Here is an 18,204-nt window from a genome sequence, read left to right on the forward strand (position 1 = left end):
GCTGATGAAATTGACAGTGCGGATATAGTACCCATAAAACTTAAACCTTTCGGTTTTACCGAGTATTTATATCTATACAAACGATTTTTCAGTTTATCAGGATGACGTTTACACTAAATTTAATTGAGATGACCAAGTATGTTGCTAACCTTAGGTAGAGCAGCTTGGATCGCGTGGATAATATAGTTAAAGGAGTGACGGTCGATGACCGATGCTATTCGTAAGTTTCTTAAATTAGAATCAGCTGGCGGTATTATTCTTATAATCGCAGCATTAATTGCAATGGTTATTGCTAATTCACCATTAGCATCTGTATATACTGACACTTTGCATAGCTATATTGCAGGATTATCAGTAGCGCATTGGATCAATGATGGCTTAATGGCGATTTTCTTTTTCTTAATTGGATTAGAAGTTAAGCGTGAACTTATTGAGGGTGCACTTAATACTAAGGAAAAAGCAATATTTCCGGCTATTGCTGCTGTCGGCGGTATGATTGCGCCGGCATTAATTTATACCGCATTTAATTATGGCGATCCGATGGCGGTTAAAGGCTGGGCAATTCCAGCGGCAACAGATATTGCTTTTGCACTTGGTGTGATGGCATTACTTGGCAACCGTGTTCCAGTGAGCTTAAAAGTTTTCTTATTAGCCTTGGCTATTATTGATGACTTAGGTGTAATTGTAATCATTGCTTTATTTTATAGCTCTGATTTATCGACTATCGCGCTGACAGTGGCATTTGTCGCTACCGCCACCTTAATTATTATGAACCTGAAGAATGTTACTAGCATTCCATTATATTTGATTGTCGGTGCTATTTTATGGTTCAGCGTACTTCAATCAGGTGTGCATGCAACATTAGCTGGTGTGGTACTCGGTTTTGTAGTGCCATTAGCAGGTAAAGATGGCCGTACAGATACTCATTCGCCACTTAAAACGATTGAACATGCGCTACATCCATATGTTGCCTTCTTAATCTTGCCGTTATTTGCGTTTGCGAATGCTGGTATTTCACTAACGGGCGTATCCCTGGCGAGTTTATCAGCTATGTTACCGGTTGGTATTGCAGCGGGACTATTTATTGGTAAGCCAGTCGGCATATTTACTGCATGTTACATTGCAGTTAAAACAGGCGTTGCAAAATTGCCTGATGGGATTAACTTCAAGCATATTTTTGCGGTTTCTGTGCTGTGTGGTATCGGCTTTACGATGTCTATCTTCATCTCATCATTGGCGTTTGTTGGTGCAGATGAGAGTTTTGCAACTTATTCACGACTTGGAATCTTATTTGGTTCAACGGTTGCCGCGATTGTTGGTTACATAATGTTGAGTAAAACACTACCTAAATCAGAGGTGTAATATGAAAACGTTGTTAGTCGTTATTACGTGCTTATTTTCACTACCGAGTATTGCTGCTGATTATCAGCAATGTACCAATGGCGATCGTTCTGAGGTATGTCAAGCATACTTACAAGGGATCAATGACGCTAAAGCGACAATAGTAAAGACGACTACTGTACGTGAAAGCTCATTTCGTCAACGAGCGTTAGAACAGCGCGGTGGTGAGCGAGTGCGCAATTTAGAACGACAGCAACGTTAATTGCAATTCAAACACGATCTTGGTTTGATTTTACTATAATTTATAGTGTCAAACATTGAACAGCCCAGTGGCACAGCGTAAGCTTTGTCGCTGGGTTTTTTTATTTAAAATAGCGGCAATGTCTCACTTAAATTATAACCATCTTTATTATTTTTGGATGGTCTGCAAACAAGGCTCAGTAACTAAAGCTGCTGATGCTTTATTTTTGACACCACAAACAGTGACAGGCCAAATTCGTTCATTAGAAGATCGTTTGAAAGGCAAGTTAACCAAACGCGTTGGACGTAATATTGAACCAACAGAGCTCGGCCAATTAGTATTTAAATATGCAGATAAGATGTTTGATTTAAGTTATCAAATGCTTGATCGTATTAATTATACTCAACGTGATAATCAATTGTTTGAAGTTGGGGTTGCCGACGCTTTATCAAAAAGGTTAGTAAGCCAAGTCTTGCTAGAAGGGATTCCAGATGATCAACGGATCCAATTGAGTTGTTTTGAATCGACCCATGAAATGTTGTTAGAGCAGTTATCACAACATAAATTAGACATGATTTTATCTGATTGTCCGGTAAGTTCGACCCAAAACCCGGGTTTATACAGTAAAAAGCTCGGTGAGTCTGCAATGAGTTTTTTCTGTACAGATGATTTATCCGATGCTGATTTTCCAGCCTGTATTGAAGATTATAAATTATTAGTCCCCAGCCGCCGTTCTGCAATGGGAAGGAAATTACATCAATGGTTTGATCAGCAAGGGATCACTCCCAACATATTAGGTGAGTTTGATGATGCTGCTTTGATGAAAGCGTTTTCTTTTTATCATAAGTCGATGTTTATCGCGCCATCTATTTATGCTGATGAGCTAACAACGAATAGCCGTGTTTATGAAGTAAAGCGAGTAACTGATATTTGTGATGAGTATTTTGTTATTTTTGCTGAGCGAATGATCATGCATCCGGCGGTAAAACGTATTTGTGCTGCTGATTTTAGTACTTTATTTTAGTTGGCCTACTGTTGCTAAATTAACGCCTTAGGATCCTAAGGCGTTAATCGTTATATTATTGCGGCAGGTTGTCTGGTGTTTTTTTCTCTTTCTCTTCTTTATCTTTGGCTGAAATTGAAATGCCTGCGGTTAAGTTATAGCGCATAGCATCTTCAAACGACCAATCAACTACCGTTAAGTCTTCGCGTTTCACTAAGGTTGTGATCCCTGCTATTTGATAGCTTAGGGGAAATAGCACCGGTACCCAATCACCCTCTGGTAATGCGTTTGTTAGCGGCTCAGGAGTGTCGTTAGACATAATAAAGCCAACCACATAGGTATCATTCGCCTGATGTACCAGCACTGTTTGCTGGCTTTTATTTTTATTGTCACTGCTCATTAGTGAGGCAATATCATTAATGCTGCTGTAAACCGTTTTAAAAAACGGGAATCGCATCAATTGGCGGATAACAAAATCATAGAGCCATGCGATAGGGCTAACAGAAAAAAGCAGTCCAGCAATGAACAATAAGATTAGAATGAGTAAAAAACCAGCACCTTTGAAGAGTTCAGTGATATGAACAAGGCCAAATAAAAAACTGCCTACTTCATCTAATGACTCAAAAAGTGACCAGAATAACCAAATACTTAATACTAGCGGCAGAACGTTGAACAAGCCGCGTAATAGCGTTTTTTTCATTTTATGCTCGAAGATGTGAAATAAATTCAACTATAAAGTTAGCAACATTTACGATTGAAGTGCTAGTTTTATAGACGATGGCTAATGAAGAGACATAAAAAAACCGACCCAGAGGTCGGTTTTTTTTAATCTAAACTCATTAATTAAAATTAAAGAGCTTTGATTTTCGCTGTTAGACGAGCTTTGTGACGTGCAGCTTTGTTCTTATGAATCAGGCCTTTAGTAGCCATGCGATCCATAACAGGTTGCATTTCAGCGAAAGCTTGTGTTGCAGCTTCTTTATTACCAGCTTCAATAGCGATAATTACTTTCTTGAAGAAAGTGCGCATCATAGAACGACGGCTAGCGTTATGCTGACGACGTTTTTCTGAAGTTAGTGCACGTTTCTTAGCAGATTTGATATTTGCCAAGGGTGTAACTCCCAAATCTTGGTATGGTGACAATTTAAGGCCGAGGACTATGCCCTTAATCTTAATCATTGTCAAATGATTCGTGCAAATAACCGCCATACCAATCTAGTTGGCACTTGCGGATTAACACGGTTAATATGGCGACAGATTTTACCAGTATTTCGATTCAGAAGTCACCTTTCTGAACATCTTTTATGAGGTTTTTTTGTGAGTAAGCGTCTTTTACGCTCTGGAATGATAGTTAGCGCCATGACTTTAGTGTCTCGCGTGCTCGGTTTAGTCCGAGATGTGGTGGTGGCTAACCTTATGGGAGCAGGGGCTGCGGCCGATGTTTTTTTCTTTGCCAACAAAATTCCCAACTTTTTACGTCGTCTTTTTGCGGAAGGGGCTTTTTCGCAAGCCTTTGTACCAGTATTAACTGAGTATCATGCTGCTGGTGACGTAGATAAAACTCGATTATTGATTGCTCGTGCCGCAGGTACGTTGGGTGGTATCGTCACCATTGTCACCTTAGTCGGGGTGTTAGGATCTGGTGTTGTCACAGCATTGTTTGGTTTTGGTTGGTTTTGGGATTGGGTACACGGGACTGCCCCTGGTGCTGAAAAATTCGAATTAGCCAGTTTGTTACTTAAAATCACGTTTCCTTATTTGTGGTTTGTCACCTTTGTGGCGTTATCTGGCGCAATCTTAAATACCTTGGGTAAATTTGCGATTTCATCGTTTACGCCAGTGTTTCTTAATATTGCGATTATTGGTTGTGCAGTATTTGTTGCGCCCCATTTAGCCAAGCCGGAAATTGGACTCGCGATCGGAGTATTTGTTGGTGGCTTAGTGCAATTTGGTTTTCAATTACCATTTTTGTATCGTGAAGGCTATTTAGTGCGTCCACAATGGGGCTGGAACGACCCTGGAGTGACGAAGATACGTAAACTAATGCTGCCAGCACTGTTTGGTGTTTCAGTTACTCAAATCAACTTACTGCTCGATACTTTGATTGCTAGTTTTTTGATGACGGGTTCAATCAGTTGGTTATATTATTCAGATCGGTTATTAGAATTTCCATTAGGGCTGTTTGGGATTGCGATTGCGACAGTGATATTACCGGCTTTATCGCGTAAGCACGTTGATAAATCACCAGAACAATTTGCTCATACGATGGATTGGGGCGTGCGGATGGTGTTGATTTTAGGCATTCCTGCGATGCTCGGCATGATCACCTTAGCTAAGCCGATGTTGATGGTGATGTTCATGCGTGGTGAATTTGACCTGTACGATGTTAACCAAACCGCAATGTCACTGTGGGTTGTATCAGCTGGCCTACTTAATTACATGTTGATTAAAGTATTTGCTCCAGGTTATTACGCTCGTCAGGATACCAAAACGCCAGTGAAAATTGGTATTATTGCTATGGTCAGTAATATGGTTTTTAACGCTATCTTTGCCCCATTTTATGGTTATGTGGGTTTATCGATTGCGAGTGTACTATCAGCATTTCTGAATGCTGCATTGCTATACCGAGGTTTACACCAAGGTAATATTTACCGCATTAGTCGCCAGACATTACTGTTTGTGTTGCGATTAGTGATTGCTGGGGTAGTGATGGTGAGTGGATTATTATGGTTTAGCCCAACGACCGAACAGTGGCTAGCATTTCATTTACTTGAACGCATGCTGTGGCTATTGGGTTTGATTTTAGGTGGTAGCGGTATTTATTTACTATGTGCAATTATTTTAGGCGTTCGCCCGCGTCATCTGCGTGCGGGGAGCTGATTGAAACTGCCGAGTAGTATATAATCCGTTAGCTTTGCGCTAAGAAAGATATTTTCAGCAGCAATGGTGGTGACTTAGTTACCGTTGTTATTAATTTTTTTGGCTGTTATTGGTCATCATATAAACAACTAATCTGATTGTAGGATGAGTGAATAGCCTTATGAGTACTGACATAGTTAAATCACCTATGGAATTAATTCGAGGTATACCCCATATTAAGCCACACCATCATGGTTGCGTGCTGACAATCGGTAATTTTGACGGAGTGCATCTTGGTCATCAAACGTTACTTAAGCAGGTGATAGAAAAGGCACATTCGCTGGGACTCGCTGCTACGGTAATGATGTTTGAACCGCAACCGCAAGAGCTTTTTGCGGGAGGTAAAGCACCGGCAAGGTTAACCCGTTTTCGTGAAAAATACATAGAATTTGAAAAAGTCGGTATCGATCGATTGCTATGTGTTAATTTTAATCATCATTTTGCAGCCATGACTGCTGAATATTTCGTCGAATGCTTGTTGGTAAAGCAATTGGGTGTTAAATTTCTGGTTATTGGTGATGACTTTCGTTTTGGTCAAGGGCGACGTGGTGATTTTGCTATGCTGGTGGCTGCTGGCAAGAAATATGGATTTGAAGTCATAAGCACTGCAAGTTTTTGTGTTTCTGAGCAGCGAGTAAGCAGTACCGCAATTCGTCATGCCTTAGCTAATAATGAATTAGATCAAGTAGCACAAATGCTTGGTCGACCGTACAGTATTCGTGGTCGTGTCTCACATGGAAGAAAATTAGGTCGTACTATCGGCTTTCCAACAGCTAATATCCCACTAAAACGACGTGTTTCGCCTGTTACAGGCGTATATGCTGTAGAAGTTCTTGGTATTACAGCAGATCCTATTATGGGTGTTGCTAACGTTGGCCATCGACCCACTGTACAAGGTGTACGACAACAGCTTGAAGTTCACCTCTTTGATTATCAAGCAGATCTTTATGGTCGTCAGCTTGAAGTCGTGTTGCGCCATAAGTTGCGTGACGAAACAAAATTTGAATCATTCGATGCGCTGAAATTACAAATCGAACGAGATGCTCAAGCAGCACGGGTGTGGCTGTCTGAGCGTAATAGTGTCCAATTTCGCCCAAGTAACGGAATCTAGAATCCATGAGTGACTATAAAGATACCCTGAACCTGCCTGAAACAGGGTTTCCGATGCGAGGCAACCTAGCTCAACGTGAGCCAGTAATGCTTAAGCGTTGGTATGATGAAGATCTTTACGGTGAAATTCGTAAAGCTAAGAAAGGTAAAAAATCTTTCGTATTACACGATGGCCCTCCTTACGCTAACGGTGATATTCACATCGGTCACGCGTTAAACAAGATTCTTAAAGATATTATTATTAAATCAAAGACTCTTTCTGGCTTTGATTCACCGTATATTCCAGGTTGGGATTGCCACGGTCTACCGATTGAATTAATGGTAGAAAAGAAATTTGGTAAGCCTGGTCAGAAATTGACAGCTGCTGAATTCCGTGAAAAATGTCGCGCATATGCAGCTGGCCAAGTTGAAGGTCAAAAAGAAAGTTTCATGCGTCTAGGTGTACTAGGTGAGTGGAATAAGCCATACCGTACAATGGATTTTGGCACTGAAGCGAATATCATTCGTGCGTTAGGTAAAATTGCAGACAAAGATCACCTACTTAAAGGTTTTAAGCCTGTTCACTGGTGTACTGATTGTGGTTCAGCATTGGCTGAAGCTGAAGTGGAATATCAAGATAAAGTATCACTATCTATCGATGTTAAATTTAAAGCGGTAGATGAAGCGGCAGTTTTAGCTAAGTTTGGTTGTGTTGCCGATCAAGGCCAAGGTGATGTGTCGATTGTTATCTGGACAACAACACCATGGACTATGCCAGCTAACCGCGCAGTCGCTGTAAGTGCTGATCTTGAATATGCATTGGTACAAACACCTGTAACTGACACCCACTCTCAACCACAACGTTTAATCGTTGCCGCTGAGCTAGTGAAAGAAGTAATGGCACGTGTTGGCTTTGAAGAATCAGAAATTCTTGGTTTCTGTAAAGGTGATGCATTAGAGCTAATGCGCTTTAATCACCCATTCTACAGCTTTGATGTGCCAGTTGTTCTTGCTGATCACGTTACGACTGAATCGGGTACTGGTTGTGTACATACCGCACCTGGCCACGGTCAAGAAGACTTCGTGGTAGGTCAAAAATACAACCTTGAAATTGCAAACCCTGTTGGTAGCAACGGTGTCTACTTGCCTGATACTGAGATCTTTGCTGGTCAACATGTACTTAAAGCAAACGAAGCTGTTGTTGAAGTATTACGTGAACATGGTTCATTGTTACACTTCTCAAAAATCACCCACAGCTACCCACATTGCTGGCGTCACAAAACGCCAATCATCTTCCGTGCAACGCCACAGTGGTTTATCTCTATGGATAAAGCTGGTCTGCGTACAAAAGCACTAGAAGAAATCAAGAACGTACAATGGATGCCTGAGTGGGGCCAGAGCCGTATCGAAGGTATGGTTGAAGGTCGCCCTGAGTGGTGTATCTCTCGTCAACGTACTTGGGGTGTGCCAATTGCACTGTTTATCCATAAAGAAACCCAAGAGCTTCACCCGCAAACATCTGAGCTAATTGAAAAAGTAGCCCAGTTAGTTGAGCAAAAGGGTATCCAAGCTTGGTGGGATCTAGAACTAACAGATGTAATGAGCGCTGAAGATGCTGCAATTTACGAGAAAGTATTAGATACCCTTGATGTATGGTTTGACTCTGGTGTAACACACTTCTCTGTCGTTGATAGCCGTCCTGAGTTTAATGGCCATTCAGCAGATCTTTACCTAGAAGGTTCTGATCAACACCGTGGTTGGTTCCAATCATCATTGATTTCATCGGTAGCGATGAAAGACAAAGCCCCGTATAAGCAAGTGTTAACACACGGCTTCGTGGTTGACGGTCAAGGCCGTAAAATGTCGAAATCAGTGGGTAACGTCGTTGCACCAAAAGATGTGACCAACAAGCTTGGTGCTGACATTCTACGTCTATGGGTTGCATCAACAGATTACACTGGTGAAGTTGCGGTTTCTGATGAAATTCTGAAGCGTTCAGCTGATGCTTATCGTCGTATTCGTAACACAGCACGTTTCTTCCTCGCTAACCTTAATGGCTTCAATCCTGAAACTGATTGTGTGCCTGTTGAAGAAATGGTTGCGTTAGATCGTTGGGCTGTAGGTCGTGCTATGGCGGCTCAAGCTGAGATCGTTAAAGCATACGAAGACTACAATCTACACACAGTGACGCAGCGTTTAATGCAATTCTGTTCAGTAGAAATGGGTTCATTCTACTTAGACGTAATTAAAGATCGTCAGTACACAGCAAAACGTGGTGGTCATGCACAACGTAGCTGCCAAACGGCGCTTTACTACATCGTAGAGGCACTTGTTCGTTGGATGGCACCTATTATGTCATTCACTGCTGATGAAATCTGGAATGAAATGCCAGGTAAGCGTGATCAATTCGTGTTTACTGGTGAGTGGTTCGATGGCTTATTTGGTCTTGCTGAAAACGAAGAACTAAACAACGAGTTCTGGGCTGAGATTCAACAAGTTCGTGGTGCTGTGAACAAGTTACTAGAAACAGCACGTAGCGAAAAAGTGATTGGTGGTTCATTACAAGCTGAGATCACGCTGACTGCGAACGCAGAACTTGCCGCTAAGCTAAATAAACTTGAAGATGAATTACGTTTTGTATTGCTAACATCAAAAGCACAGGTTGTGGTTGCTGATAGCAAACCAGAAGGCGCACAAGAAACAGATATCGAAGGATTATTTGTAACAGTGAATGCCTCTGAAGCTGCAAAATGTGAGCGTTGTTGGCACCATGTTGCTGATGTAGGCACAATTGCTGGACACGAAGAAGTGTGTGGTCGTTGTGTAACTAACATCGATGGCGACGGCGAAGAGCGTAAATTTGCCTAATGACTAATTCAGCACCTCAGCAGCCGCTGACGCTTAAACAATCAGGAATTCGCTGGCTATGGTTAGCGATTCTGGTATTTATTATCGACAATGGCTCTAAGCTATTGGTGATGGACACGATGGGCTATGGTTGGCCAAACCGGATTGAGATCACCCCATTCTTTAATTTGCTGTATGTGCACAATACTGGTGCTGCATTTAGTTTTTTAAGTGAAGCGGGTGGTTGGCAGCGATGGTTATTTGCAGCGATTGCATTTGGTGTTTGTGGCCTATTAGCATTGTGGATGCGTCGTACACCAGCGACCAATAAAATGGCTAACATTGCATATGCCCTTATTATTGGTGGCGCATTAGGTAATTTATTTGATCGCCTATACCATGGTTTTGTGGTCGATTTTCTTGATTTCTATTACGGTAGTTATCATTGGCCCGCATTCAACATTGCTGATTCAGCCATTTGTTTAGGTGCTGCATTGTTGATTCTTGATGGTTTTAGAGCAGATAAAGCGACTAAAGCTCACTAAGCATTGATATGTTATTAAAATAAAACGCTGCCTGTTTACAGGTGGCGTTTTTTTTTAGTTATTATTTGGCGTAATGTATGTTTAACCTCAGTAAGACTAAAATCGTCGTGATGACAGTTATACTCGGTGGTTAATGGTGTGATTGAGGAGTAATTATCAAATGGCAAAAGTAGCCCTAAATTCAAAATTTGAGCAACGTTCAGGTCTACGTTGGTTGTGGTTGGCTGTGATAATTTTCATGGTCGATTATTTGAGTAAAATAATCATCATGGGAACAATGACTGCTAATGGTTCAACGGCAATAGCGGTATTACCCTTTATGAACCTATATTATGTTCATAATACTGGTGCTGCTTTTAGTTTTTTAAGCGCAGAAGGCGGATGGCAGCGATGGTTATTTACCCTAATAGCAGTGGTAGTGTGTGGTTTTTTAAGCTATCAAATGCGTCAAGCTTCGATTACAAAAACGGCGCATAATATTGGCTGTGCGTTGATCATTGGTGGTGCGTTAGGGAATCTTTTTGATCGCATAAATTATGGGTTTGTTGTTGATTTTTTAGATTTTTATTATAAAAATCACCACTTTGCTATTTTTAATATTGCCGATGTCGCGATTTGTTGCGGGGCAATGTTATATATATTAAGTAGTGTTAATAAGTCTCGCGGATAATAAAAATCATGCCGATGGTTATTTGCTTGCGTAAAAACCCTAGTGAGCATACGTTGATACCCGCGGCACTTTGTTGTTAAATAGTAGTAACCAATAATAGGGAATAATATATGTCGGTGATCAAGGATAATAGTGAAGTGTTAATGCATTTTGCAATTAAATTAGCTGATGGGTCTGTGGCTGAGTCGACATTTGCTAATGCTAAGCCGGTGATATTTCGAATGGGTGATGGTAGCCTCACCGAGAATTTTGAAAAATGTTTATTAGGCTTAGCGGCAGGACAGAAGAAACAGTTTGATTTAGCCCCTGAAGATGCTTTTGGCCCTTCCAATCCAAATAATATTCACTATGTCGATCTGAGTAAGTTTAGCGCTGATACACCAGCTGAAGTTGGTCGTATTATTGCCTTTACTGGATCTGATGGGCATGATATTCCCGGTATAATTACACAAGTAGTGGGTGATTCAGTAACCGTTGATTTTAATCACCCATTAGCAGGTAAGACAGTCACCTTTGAGGTTGAAGTTGTCTCCATTGAACGTTAAGAGCCATTATTGATGAAAATATTACTCGCAAATCCACGTGGTTTTTGTGCTGGTGTTGATCGTGCTATTAGCATTGTCGAGCGTGCATTAGAAATGTATCAGCCGCCTATTTATGTGCGTCATGAAGTAGTGCATAACCGCTTTGTGGTGGAAGGCCTAAAACAGCGTGGTGCTATTTTTGTCGAAGAATTAAGTGAAGTACCTGATGATAATATCGTTATTTTCTCTGCTCATGGTGTATCACAAGCGGTTAGAAATGAAGCTAAAGCGCGACAGTTAACGGTATTTGATGCTACTTGCCCATTAGTGACCAAAGTTCACATGGAAGTTGCTCGTGCTAGTCGTAAAGCGATGGAAGTGGTGTTAATTGGCCATGCTGGTCATCCTGAAGTTGAAGGTACGATGGGGCAATATGCCAATCATGAAGGTGGTATGTATTTGGTTGAGAAGCCAGAAGATGTTGATACTTTGGTGGTAAAAGATCCGTCAAACTTACATTTTGTTAGCCAAACTACTTTATCGGTAGATGAAACTGCTGATGTGATCGATCGTTTACGTCAAGTGTTCCCTGATATTAAAGGTCCACGTAAAGACGATATCTGTTATGCGACTCAAAATCGTCAAGATGCCGTGCGCGAAATGGCAGCAACGGTTGATGTGATGATTGTTGTTGGCTCTAAAAACTCCTCAAACTCTAATCGCCTGCGCGAGCTTGCGGTTAAATTAGGTACACCTGGTTATTTGACCGATAGTGCTGAAGATATTGATCCGCAATGGCTTGAAGGTAAAAAGTTAGTCGGTGTCACCGCTGGCGCGTCAGCACCTGAAGAGTTAGTGAATCAAATTATTGCGCGTATTAAGCAACTTACTAATGCCACAGATGTCGAAGAATTATCGGGTCGTGAAGAAAATATGTTCTTTGAAGTACCACGAGAATTACAAGTAAAGAATATCTAATGCTGTTTTGTTAATTTCTAAGAGCCTCAGTGAAAACTGGGGCTTTTTTTATCATAGTCAACAAGCTACAGTGGATAAATATTATTATGAATAGTGTAGGAGATGCACGCTAATGGTCAGAATTGCGATAGCCGGCGCTGCCGGACGAATGGGACGTCAGTTAATTAAAGCCACTGCATTATCAAATTCGACGATATTAACGGTGGCAACTGAGCGTACAGGTTCAAGTTTAGTTGGCGCAGATGCCGGAGAGTTAGCCGGGATTGGTTTAGCAAATGTGGTTGTGATTGACGATCTTAGTCAAGCGATTGATGACTTTGATGTCTTAATTGATTTTACTGCCCCTGCGGTTACGCTCGCTAATCTAGAATTATGTCAGCAATACCATAAAAAAATTGTCATTGGCACCACCGGATTTAGTGAACAACAGCGACAATTAATTGATACTGCCGCTGAGCAGATTGCAGTGGTGATGGCGCCTAACTATAGTGTTGGGGTTAATTTGGTGTTTAAACTACTGGAAAAAGCAGCGAAAGTGATGGGCGATTATTGTGATGTTGAGATCATCGAAGCTCACCATCGTCATAAAGTTGATGCGCCATCAGGTACTGCTATTGGTATGGGCGAAGCAATTGCTGGAGCAATGGGTAATAAGCTCAGTGATGTTGCTGTATATACGCGTGAAGGTATTACTGGCGAGCGCAGTCGTGATGAGATCGGTTTTGCAACCATTCGAGCTGGCGATATTGTTGGTGAGCATACGGCAATGTTTGCTGATATTGGCGAGCGGGTTGAAATTACTCATAAAGCCACTGATAGAATGACATTTGCCAATGGTGCAGTACGAGCTGCGGCATGGTTAAATAGCAAGCCTTCAGGGTTTTATACCATGACTGATGTTCTCGATCTGGATCGGTTATAAAATCAACTAAGAATGAGTGAAACCTGCCTTTATGGCAGGTTTTTTTATGTCTAAAGATAGTGTTGATAACCCTGTTGTATGCAAATTTTTGGGTATGTTGTGCATAAATTAAGATGATTATTGTGGCGTTGGTTAATAGTGATAAAACATTGTAAAAAGGTGTGTTTTGTTGTTGGTTATAAGGTCTTTGATCGTTTTTGTGTTGGCTGCCTTTGTTTTTAACGATAAAGTTGGGTTGTTTTATCGTTTGCGTTGGATTTTAATTTTTGTTAACGATAATGTAACCAAGGCAATCGATTACATTTTGGCTAACGTTATTCAATAGTCCTAAAGATGTAATTAAAGTTGTTGTTTACAGTGTTTGAGTGAAAAAGTGGTGTTTGATCGTGATATTTAAAATTTAATTACGGTTAAATGTTGACAGATTGCTAACTGATCCATAGAATTTGCGCAATTTGTCAAAAATCAGTAGTGAATGGTTTTTGGCGTTAAATGGAATGGGTAGTTGCAACTTTATCTGTTTTAATTGCATTTTTATTTTTTGGAGGTTGTCTTGAGCAAATCTGCGCTGTTAGTCCTTGAAGATGGGACAGTGTTCCGCGGCGTGTCCATTGGGGCAGATGGTTCGGCTGTTGGTGAAGTTGTTTTTAATACCTCGATGACGGGGTACCAGGAAATCCTCACTGACCCCTCTTACTCGCAACAGATCGTTACTCTTACTTATCCTCATATTGGCAACACTGGTACTAATACCGAAGACGAAGAATCAACAGCAATTCATGCCCAAGGCTTAGTAATTCGTGATCTTCCTCTTATCGCTTCCAACTTCCGCAGTGAACAATCCCTTTCTGACTATCTTAAATCACAAAATATCGTTGGCATCGCTGACATTGATACCCGTAAGTTAACTCGTATTTTACGTGAGAAAGGTGCTCAAAACGGTTGTGTTATTGCTGGTAACAACCTTGATGAAGCGGCTGCATTAGCCCAAGCCCAAGCATTTCCTGGCCTTAAAGGTATGGATTTAGCCAAAGAAGTGACCACAGCTGAAACGTATAGCTGGAAGCAAGGTTCATGGACATTAACCGGCGGTTTACCCGCTGCGAAAGATGACAGTGAGTTACCGTATCATGTTGTGGCTTATGATTTCGGTGCTAAACGTAATATTCTGCGCATGCTTGTTGACCGCGGTTGTCGTTTAACGGTCGTACCTGCACAAACAACAGCAGAAGAAGTACTAGCGCTTAACCCTAATGGTATCTTCTTATCTAATGGTCCTGGTGATCCAGCGCCATGTACTTACGCAATTGAAGCGACCAAAGTATTTTTAGAAAAAGGCTTACCGATTTTTGGTATCTGTCTTGGTCATCAAATCCTAGCATTAGCTAGTGGTGCTCAAACAGTGAAAATGAAATTCGGTCACCATGGTGCTAACCACCCAGTAAAAGATCTTGAGCGTGATGTGGTAATGATTACTAGTCAGAACCACGGTTTTGCCGCTGATGAAGCAACATTACCTGATAACCTACGCGCAACGCATAAATCCCTGTTTGATGGCTCTCTACAAGGTATCCATCGTACCGACAAGCCTGCATTTAGTTTCCAAGGCCACCCAGAAGCAAGCCCTGGTCCACACGATGCAGCACCACTATTTGATCATTTCATCGAATTAATCAAGAAACACAGCGCCTAAGCCGGGAGTAGTAAAAAATGCCAAAACGTACTGACATTAAAAGTGTATTAATCTTAGGTGCTGGTCCGATTGTTATCGGTCAAGCGTGTGAATTTGACTACTCAGGTGCACAAGCATGTAAAGCGCTACGTGAAGAGGGTTACCGCGTTATTCTGGTAAACTCGAATCCAGCAACTATCATGACCGATCCTGATATGGCGGATGCAACATACATTGAGCCTATTCACTGGGAAGTGGTACGCAAGATCATTGAAAAAGAACGTCCTGATGCAGTATTACCTACGATGGGTGGCCAAACTGCGCTTAACTGTGCGTTAGATCTTGAAAAGTATGGCGTATTAAAAGAATTTAATGTCGAAATGATTGGCGCAACAGCTGACGCAATTGATAAAGCTGAAAACCGTTCACGTTTCGATAAAGCAATGAAAGCGATTGGCCTTGAATGTCCACGCGCAGATACTGCAACCACCATGGAAGAAGCCTATAAAGTGCTCGATATGGTTGGTTTTCCTTGTATTATTCGTCCGTCATTTACGATGGGTGGTACCGGTGGCGGTATTGCATACAATAAAGAAGAATTTGAAGAGATCTGTTCGCGCGGCTTAGATTTATCACCAACCAGTGAATTGTTGATTGATGAATCTTTGATTGGCTGGAAAGAATACGAGATGGAAGTTGTTCGTGATAAGAACGATAACTGCATCATCGTGTGTGCGATTGAAAACTTTGATCCAATGGGCATTCATACTGGTGACTCAATCACAGTAGCACCAGCGCAAACACTAACAGATAAAGAATACCAGCTAATGCGTAATGCATCGTTAGCAGTATTACGTGAAATTGGTGTTGAAACGGGTGGTTCAAACGTTCAGTTTGGTATTAACCCTGAAGATGGCCGTATGGTTATCATCGAGATGAACCCACGTGTATCACGCTCATCAGCGCTAGCGTCAAAAGCAACGGGTTTCCCAATTGCTAAAATTGCGGCGAAATTAGCGATTGGCTTCACTCTTGATGAATTAATGAATGATATCACTGGTGGCGCAACACCAGCCTCATTTGAACCGACTATCGATTATGTTGTAACTAAGATCCCGCGCTTTAACTTTGAAAAGTTTGCGGGTGCAAATGACCGTCTAACTACCCAGATGAAGTCGGTCGGCGAAGTGATGGCGATTGGTCGTAACCAACAAGAGTCATTGCATAAAGCACTACGTGGCCTAGAAGTTGGCGCTAATGGTTTTGACGAGATGGTTGATCTTGATGAACCTGATGCAATGAGCAAAATTCGTTATGAATTAAAAGTCGCGGGTGCTGATCGTATTTGGTATATCGGTGATGCTTTCCGTGCTGGTATGTCAGTTGACGGTATCTTTAACCTAACCAATATTGACCGTTGGTTCTTGGTTCAAATCGAAGATATCATTAAAGATGAAGCACGTGTTAAAGCTGCTGGTTTTGCAGGTCTTAATGAGCAATCACTGCGCGCATTAAAGCGTAAAGGTTTTGGTGATGCTCGGTTAGCTAAATTGGTTGGGGTTGCTGAAAGCGAAATTCGCAAATTGCGTGACCAATTCGATATTCATCCTGTATACAAGCGTGTTGATACCTGTGCGGCTGAGTTCTCATCAGACACCGCTTACATGTACTCATCATATGATGAAGAATGTGAAGCGAACCCAACCACCAAAGACAAAATCATGATTCTAGGTGGCGGTCCTAACCGTATTGGTCAGGGAATTGAATTTGATTACTGTTGTGTACATGCATCATTAGCATTACGTGAAGACGGTTACGAAACCATTATGGTTAACTGTAACCCAGAGACTGTATCAACAGATTACGATACCTCTGACCGTTTGTACTTTGAACCAGTAACACTGGAAGATGTACTTGCGATTGCTCGTGTTGAAAAGCCTAAAGGTGTTATCGTTCAATACGGTGGTCAAACACCACTTAAATTAGCACGTGCACTTGAAGCTGCTGGTGTGCCAATTATTGGTACTAGCCCTGATGCGATTGACCGTGCTGAAGACCGTGAGCGTTTTCAACAAGCTGTTGACCGCTTAGGTTTGCTACAACCAGAAAACGCAACAGTGACCACGATGGAACAGGCGATTGAGAAGTCAAAAATCATCGGTTTCCCATTAGTTGTGCGCCCATCCTATGTACTAGGTGGTCGTGCGATGGAAATTGTGTACGATGAGCAAGACTTACGTCGTTACTTTAACGAAGCAGTGAGTGTTTCCAACGAATCACCAGTATTGCTTGACCGTTTCCTTGATGATGCGATTGAAGTTGATGTCGATGCGATTTGTGATGGTGAGCAAGTGGTTATTGCTGGCATCATGGAGCACATTGAGCAAGCCGGTGTTCACTCTGGTGACTCAGCATGTTCATTGCCAGCTTATACGCTAAGCAAAGACATTCAAGATGTCATGCGTGAACAAGTGAAGAATTTGGCGTTTGAATTAGGTGTTCGTGGTTTGATGAATACTCAGTTCGCAGTTAAAGATAACGAAGTTTACTTAATTGAAGTTAACCCTCGTGCCGCGCGTACAGTACCATTTGTATCAAAAGCAACAGGTGTGGCGGTTGCAAAAATCGCAGCTCGTGTAATGGCTGGTCAATCACTTGAGTCGCAAGGTTTTACTAAAGAAATCATTCCACCATACTATTCAGTGAAAGAAGTGGTATTACCGTTTAACAAGTTCCCAGGTGTTGACCCACTGTTAGGCCCTGAAATGCGCTCAACAGGTGAAGTAATGGGAATTGGTAATACGTTTGCTGAAGCATTTGCTAAGGCTGAACTAGGCTGTGGTAAAGAGTACCCATCATCAGGACGTGCACTACTTTCTGTTCGCGAAGGTGATAAGAAGCGCGTGGTTGATTTAGCGTCTAAGTTGATTAAACTTGGCTACCAGCTAGATGCAACTCACGGTACTGCGGTGATTCTTGGTGAAGCGGGTATTAATCCACGCTTGGTAAATAAAGTTCACGAAGGTCGTCCTCATATTCTTGACCGTATTAAGAATAATGAATATACCTACATTGTTAACACTGCTGAAGGTCGTCAAGCGATTGAGGATTCTAAAATACTTCGTCGCAGTGCTTTGGCTGAGAAAGTGAATTACACCACTACCTTGAATGCTGGTTTTGCGACTTGTTTGGCACATACTGCAGATGACCGTAATACTGTAACCTCGATTCAAGAACTGCATGCCATGATTAAGTAAGCGTATTTCGATACTACTTTTGATTGTGATAAAGGCCGAGCATGAAAGTGCTTGGCCTTTTTAATTATAGCTATATTACATCATGACGTAGCAGTTACTATTTGATCGTAGGTGCAATTAAATTTTTGCTTTATATAAGGTTTGATTGGGTTGCAGCGATACATCAATAGCGTACAATGCAGGCGTCGCAGTAAGC

General features: G+C 41.7%; 15 protein-coding genes. 13 read left to right on the forward strand and 2 right to left on the reverse strand.

Features of this window, described 5'->3' with window-relative positions; genetic code table 11:
• Positions 1 to 204: 204 nt before the first annotated feature.
• From nhaA to nhaR, 3 genes are all read left to right on the forward strand, one after another.
• Positions 205 to 1,362, forward strand: a complete 1,158-nt coding sequence (nhaA, locus tag C0W29_RS12075) for a Na+/H+ antiporter NhaA (RefSeq protein WP_045042258.1) — start codon at positions 205 to 207, stop codon at positions 1,360 to 1,362.
• 1 nt (position 1,363) lies between these two features.
• Positions 1,364 to 1,603, forward strand: coding sequence for a hypothetical protein (locus C0W29_RS12080; RefSeq protein WP_045042259.1), 240 nt, complete (start codon positions 1,364 to 1,366; stop codon positions 1,601 to 1,603).
• Positions 1,604 to 1,721: 118 nt separating this feature from the next.
• Positions 1,722 to 2,606 (forward strand): transcriptional activator NhaR, encoded by an 885-nt coding sequence (gene nhaR / locus C0W29_RS12085; RefSeq protein WP_036796486.1) that lies wholly within the window; start codon positions 1,722 to 1,724, stop codon positions 2,604 to 2,606.
• Between the two features lie 55 nt (positions 2,607 to 2,661).
• Here nhaR and C0W29_RS12090 read toward each other — a convergent pair whose 3' ends face one another.
• Together C0W29_RS12090 and rpsT are read right to left on the reverse strand one after the other, a co-directional pair.
• A complete protein-coding gene (locus tag C0W29_RS12090) occupies positions 2,662 to 3,285 on the reverse strand; it encodes a DUF502 domain-containing protein (protein WP_045045115.1) in 624 nt (207 codons plus the stop codon).
• A 149-nt stretch (positions 3,286 to 3,434) separates the two neighbouring features.
• Positions 3,435 to 3,695 (reverse strand): 30S ribosomal protein S20, encoded by a 261-nt coding sequence (gene rpsT, locus C0W29_RS12095; RefSeq protein ID WP_036796485.1) that lies wholly within the window; start codon positions 3,693 to 3,695, stop codon positions 3,435 to 3,437.
• Positions 3,696 to 3,902: 207 nt separating this feature from the next.
• Between rpsT and murJ the strand changes: the two genes are divergently transcribed.
• The 10 genes from murJ (at position 3,903) to carB (ending at position 18,008) form a co-directional block, all read left to right on the forward strand.
• On the forward strand, positions 3,903 to 5,465 hold the full coding sequence (murJ, locus tag C0W29_RS12100; protein WP_045042261.1) for a murein biosynthesis integral membrane protein MurJ: 1,563 nt from the start codon (positions 3,903 to 3,905) through the stop codon (positions 5,463 to 5,465).
• Between the two features lie 187 nt (positions 5,466 to 5,652).
• Positions 5,653 to 6,615 carry a bifunctional riboflavin kinase/FAD synthetase gene (ribF, locus tag C0W29_RS12105; RefSeq protein WP_045045141.1) on the forward strand — a complete coding sequence of 321 codons (963 nt, stop codon included), beginning with the start codon at positions 5,653 to 5,655 and terminating at the stop codon, positions 6,613 to 6,615.
• A gap of 5 nt (positions 6,616 to 6,620) precedes the next feature.
• Complete coding sequence (ileS, locus tag C0W29_RS12110) at positions 6,621 to 9,461, forward strand: isoleucine--tRNA ligase (RefSeq protein WP_045042262.1); 2,841 nt, start codon at positions 6,621 to 6,623, stop codon at positions 9,459 to 9,461.
• Complete coding sequence (lspA, locus tag C0W29_RS12115) at positions 9,461 to 9,985, forward strand: signal peptidase II (protein ID WP_036796000.1); 525 nt, start codon at positions 9,461 to 9,463, stop codon at positions 9,983 to 9,985. Before ileS ends, lspA (C0W29_RS12115) begins: the two co-directional genes overlap by 1 nt.
• 160 nt (positions 9,986 to 10,145) lie before the next feature.
• Positions 10,146 to 10,655, forward strand: a complete 510-nt coding sequence (gene lspA / locus C0W29_RS12120; protein WP_045045116.1) for a signal peptidase II — start codon at positions 10,146 to 10,148, stop codon at positions 10,653 to 10,655.
• Positions 10,656 to 10,765: 110 nt separating this feature from the next.
• Positions 10,766 to 11,200: an FKBP-type peptidyl-prolyl cis-trans isomerase gene (fkpB, locus tag C0W29_RS12125; protein WP_045045117.1), complete on the forward strand. Its 435-nt coding sequence runs from the start codon at positions 10,766 to 10,768 to the stop codon at positions 11,198 to 11,200.
• A gap of 12 nt (positions 11,201 to 11,212) precedes the next feature.
• A complete protein-coding gene (gene ispH / locus C0W29_RS12130) occupies positions 11,213 to 12,157 on the forward strand; it encodes a 4-hydroxy-3-methylbut-2-enyl diphosphate reductase (protein ID WP_045042264.1) in 945 nt (314 codons plus the stop codon).
• 112 nt (positions 12,158 to 12,269) lie between these two features.
• Positions 12,270 to 13,079 (forward strand): 4-hydroxy-tetrahydrodipicolinate reductase, encoded by an 810-nt coding sequence (dapB, locus tag C0W29_RS12135; RefSeq protein ID WP_045042265.1) that lies wholly within the window; start codon positions 12,270 to 12,272, stop codon positions 13,077 to 13,079.
• A gap of 553 nt (positions 13,080 to 13,632) precedes the next feature.
• Complete coding sequence (carA, locus tag C0W29_RS12140; RefSeq protein ID WP_045042266.1) at positions 13,633 to 14,772, forward strand: glutamine-hydrolyzing carbamoyl-phosphate synthase small subunit; 1,140 nt, start codon at positions 13,633 to 13,635, stop codon at positions 14,770 to 14,772.
• A 17-nt stretch (positions 14,773 to 14,789) separates the two neighbouring features.
• A complete protein-coding gene (gene carB, locus C0W29_RS12145; RefSeq protein ID WP_045045118.1) occupies positions 14,790 to 18,008 on the forward strand; it encodes a carbamoyl-phosphate synthase large subunit in 3,219 nt (1,072 codons plus the stop codon).
• Positions 18,009 to 18,204 lie beyond the last annotated feature (196 nt).

This window comes from Photobacterium kishitanii, from assembly GCF_003026355.1.
GTDB classification, from domain to species: Bacteria; Pseudomonadota; Gammaproteobacteria; order Enterobacterales; family Vibrionaceae; genus Photobacterium; species Photobacterium kishitanii.

Excerpts from the sequence above, each read along its gene's own strand:
- nhaA (WP_045042258.1), top strand. The coding sequence starts at position 205 with ATGACCGATGCTATTCGTAAGTTTCTTAAATTAGAATCAGCTGGCGGT.
- C0W29_RS12080 (WP_045042259.1), top strand. The coding sequence starts at position 1,364 with ATGAAAACGTTGTTAGTCGTTATTACGTGCTTATTTTCACTACCGAGT.
- nhaR (WP_036796486.1), top strand. The coding sequence starts at position 1,722 with ATGTCTCACTTAAATTATAACCATCTTTATTATTTTTGGATGGTCTGC.
- C0W29_RS12090 (WP_045045115.1), bottom strand. The coding sequence starts at position 3,285 with ATGAAAAAAACGCTATTACGCGGCTTGTTCAACGTTCTGCCGCTAGTA.
- ribF (WP_045045141.1), top strand. The coding sequence starts at position 5,653 with ATGGAATTAATTCGAGGTATACCCCATATTAAGCCACACCATCATGGT.
- ileS (WP_045042262.1), top strand. The coding sequence starts at position 6,621 with ATGAGTGACTATAAAGATACCCTGAACCTGCCTGAAACAGGGTTTCCG.
- lspA (WP_036796000.1), top strand. The coding sequence starts at position 9,461 with ATGACTAATTCAGCACCTCAGCAGCCGCTGACGCTTAAACAATCAGGA.
- lspA (WP_045045116.1), top strand. The coding sequence starts at position 10,146 with ATGGCAAAAGTAGCCCTAAATTCAAAATTTGAGCAACGTTCAGGTCTA.
- fkpB (WP_045045117.1), top strand. The coding sequence starts at position 10,766 with ATGTCGGTGATCAAGGATAATAGTGAAGTGTTAATGCATTTTGCAATT.
- ispH (WP_045042264.1), top strand. The coding sequence starts at position 11,213 with ATGAAAATATTACTCGCAAATCCACGTGGTTTTTGTGCTGGTGTTGAT.
- dapB (WP_045042265.1), top strand. The coding sequence starts at position 12,270 with ATGGTCAGAATTGCGATAGCCGGCGCTGCCGGACGAATGGGACGTCAG.
- carB (WP_045045118.1), top strand. The coding sequence starts at position 14,790 with ATGCCAAAACGTACTGACATTAAAAGTGTATTAATCTTAGGTGCTGGT.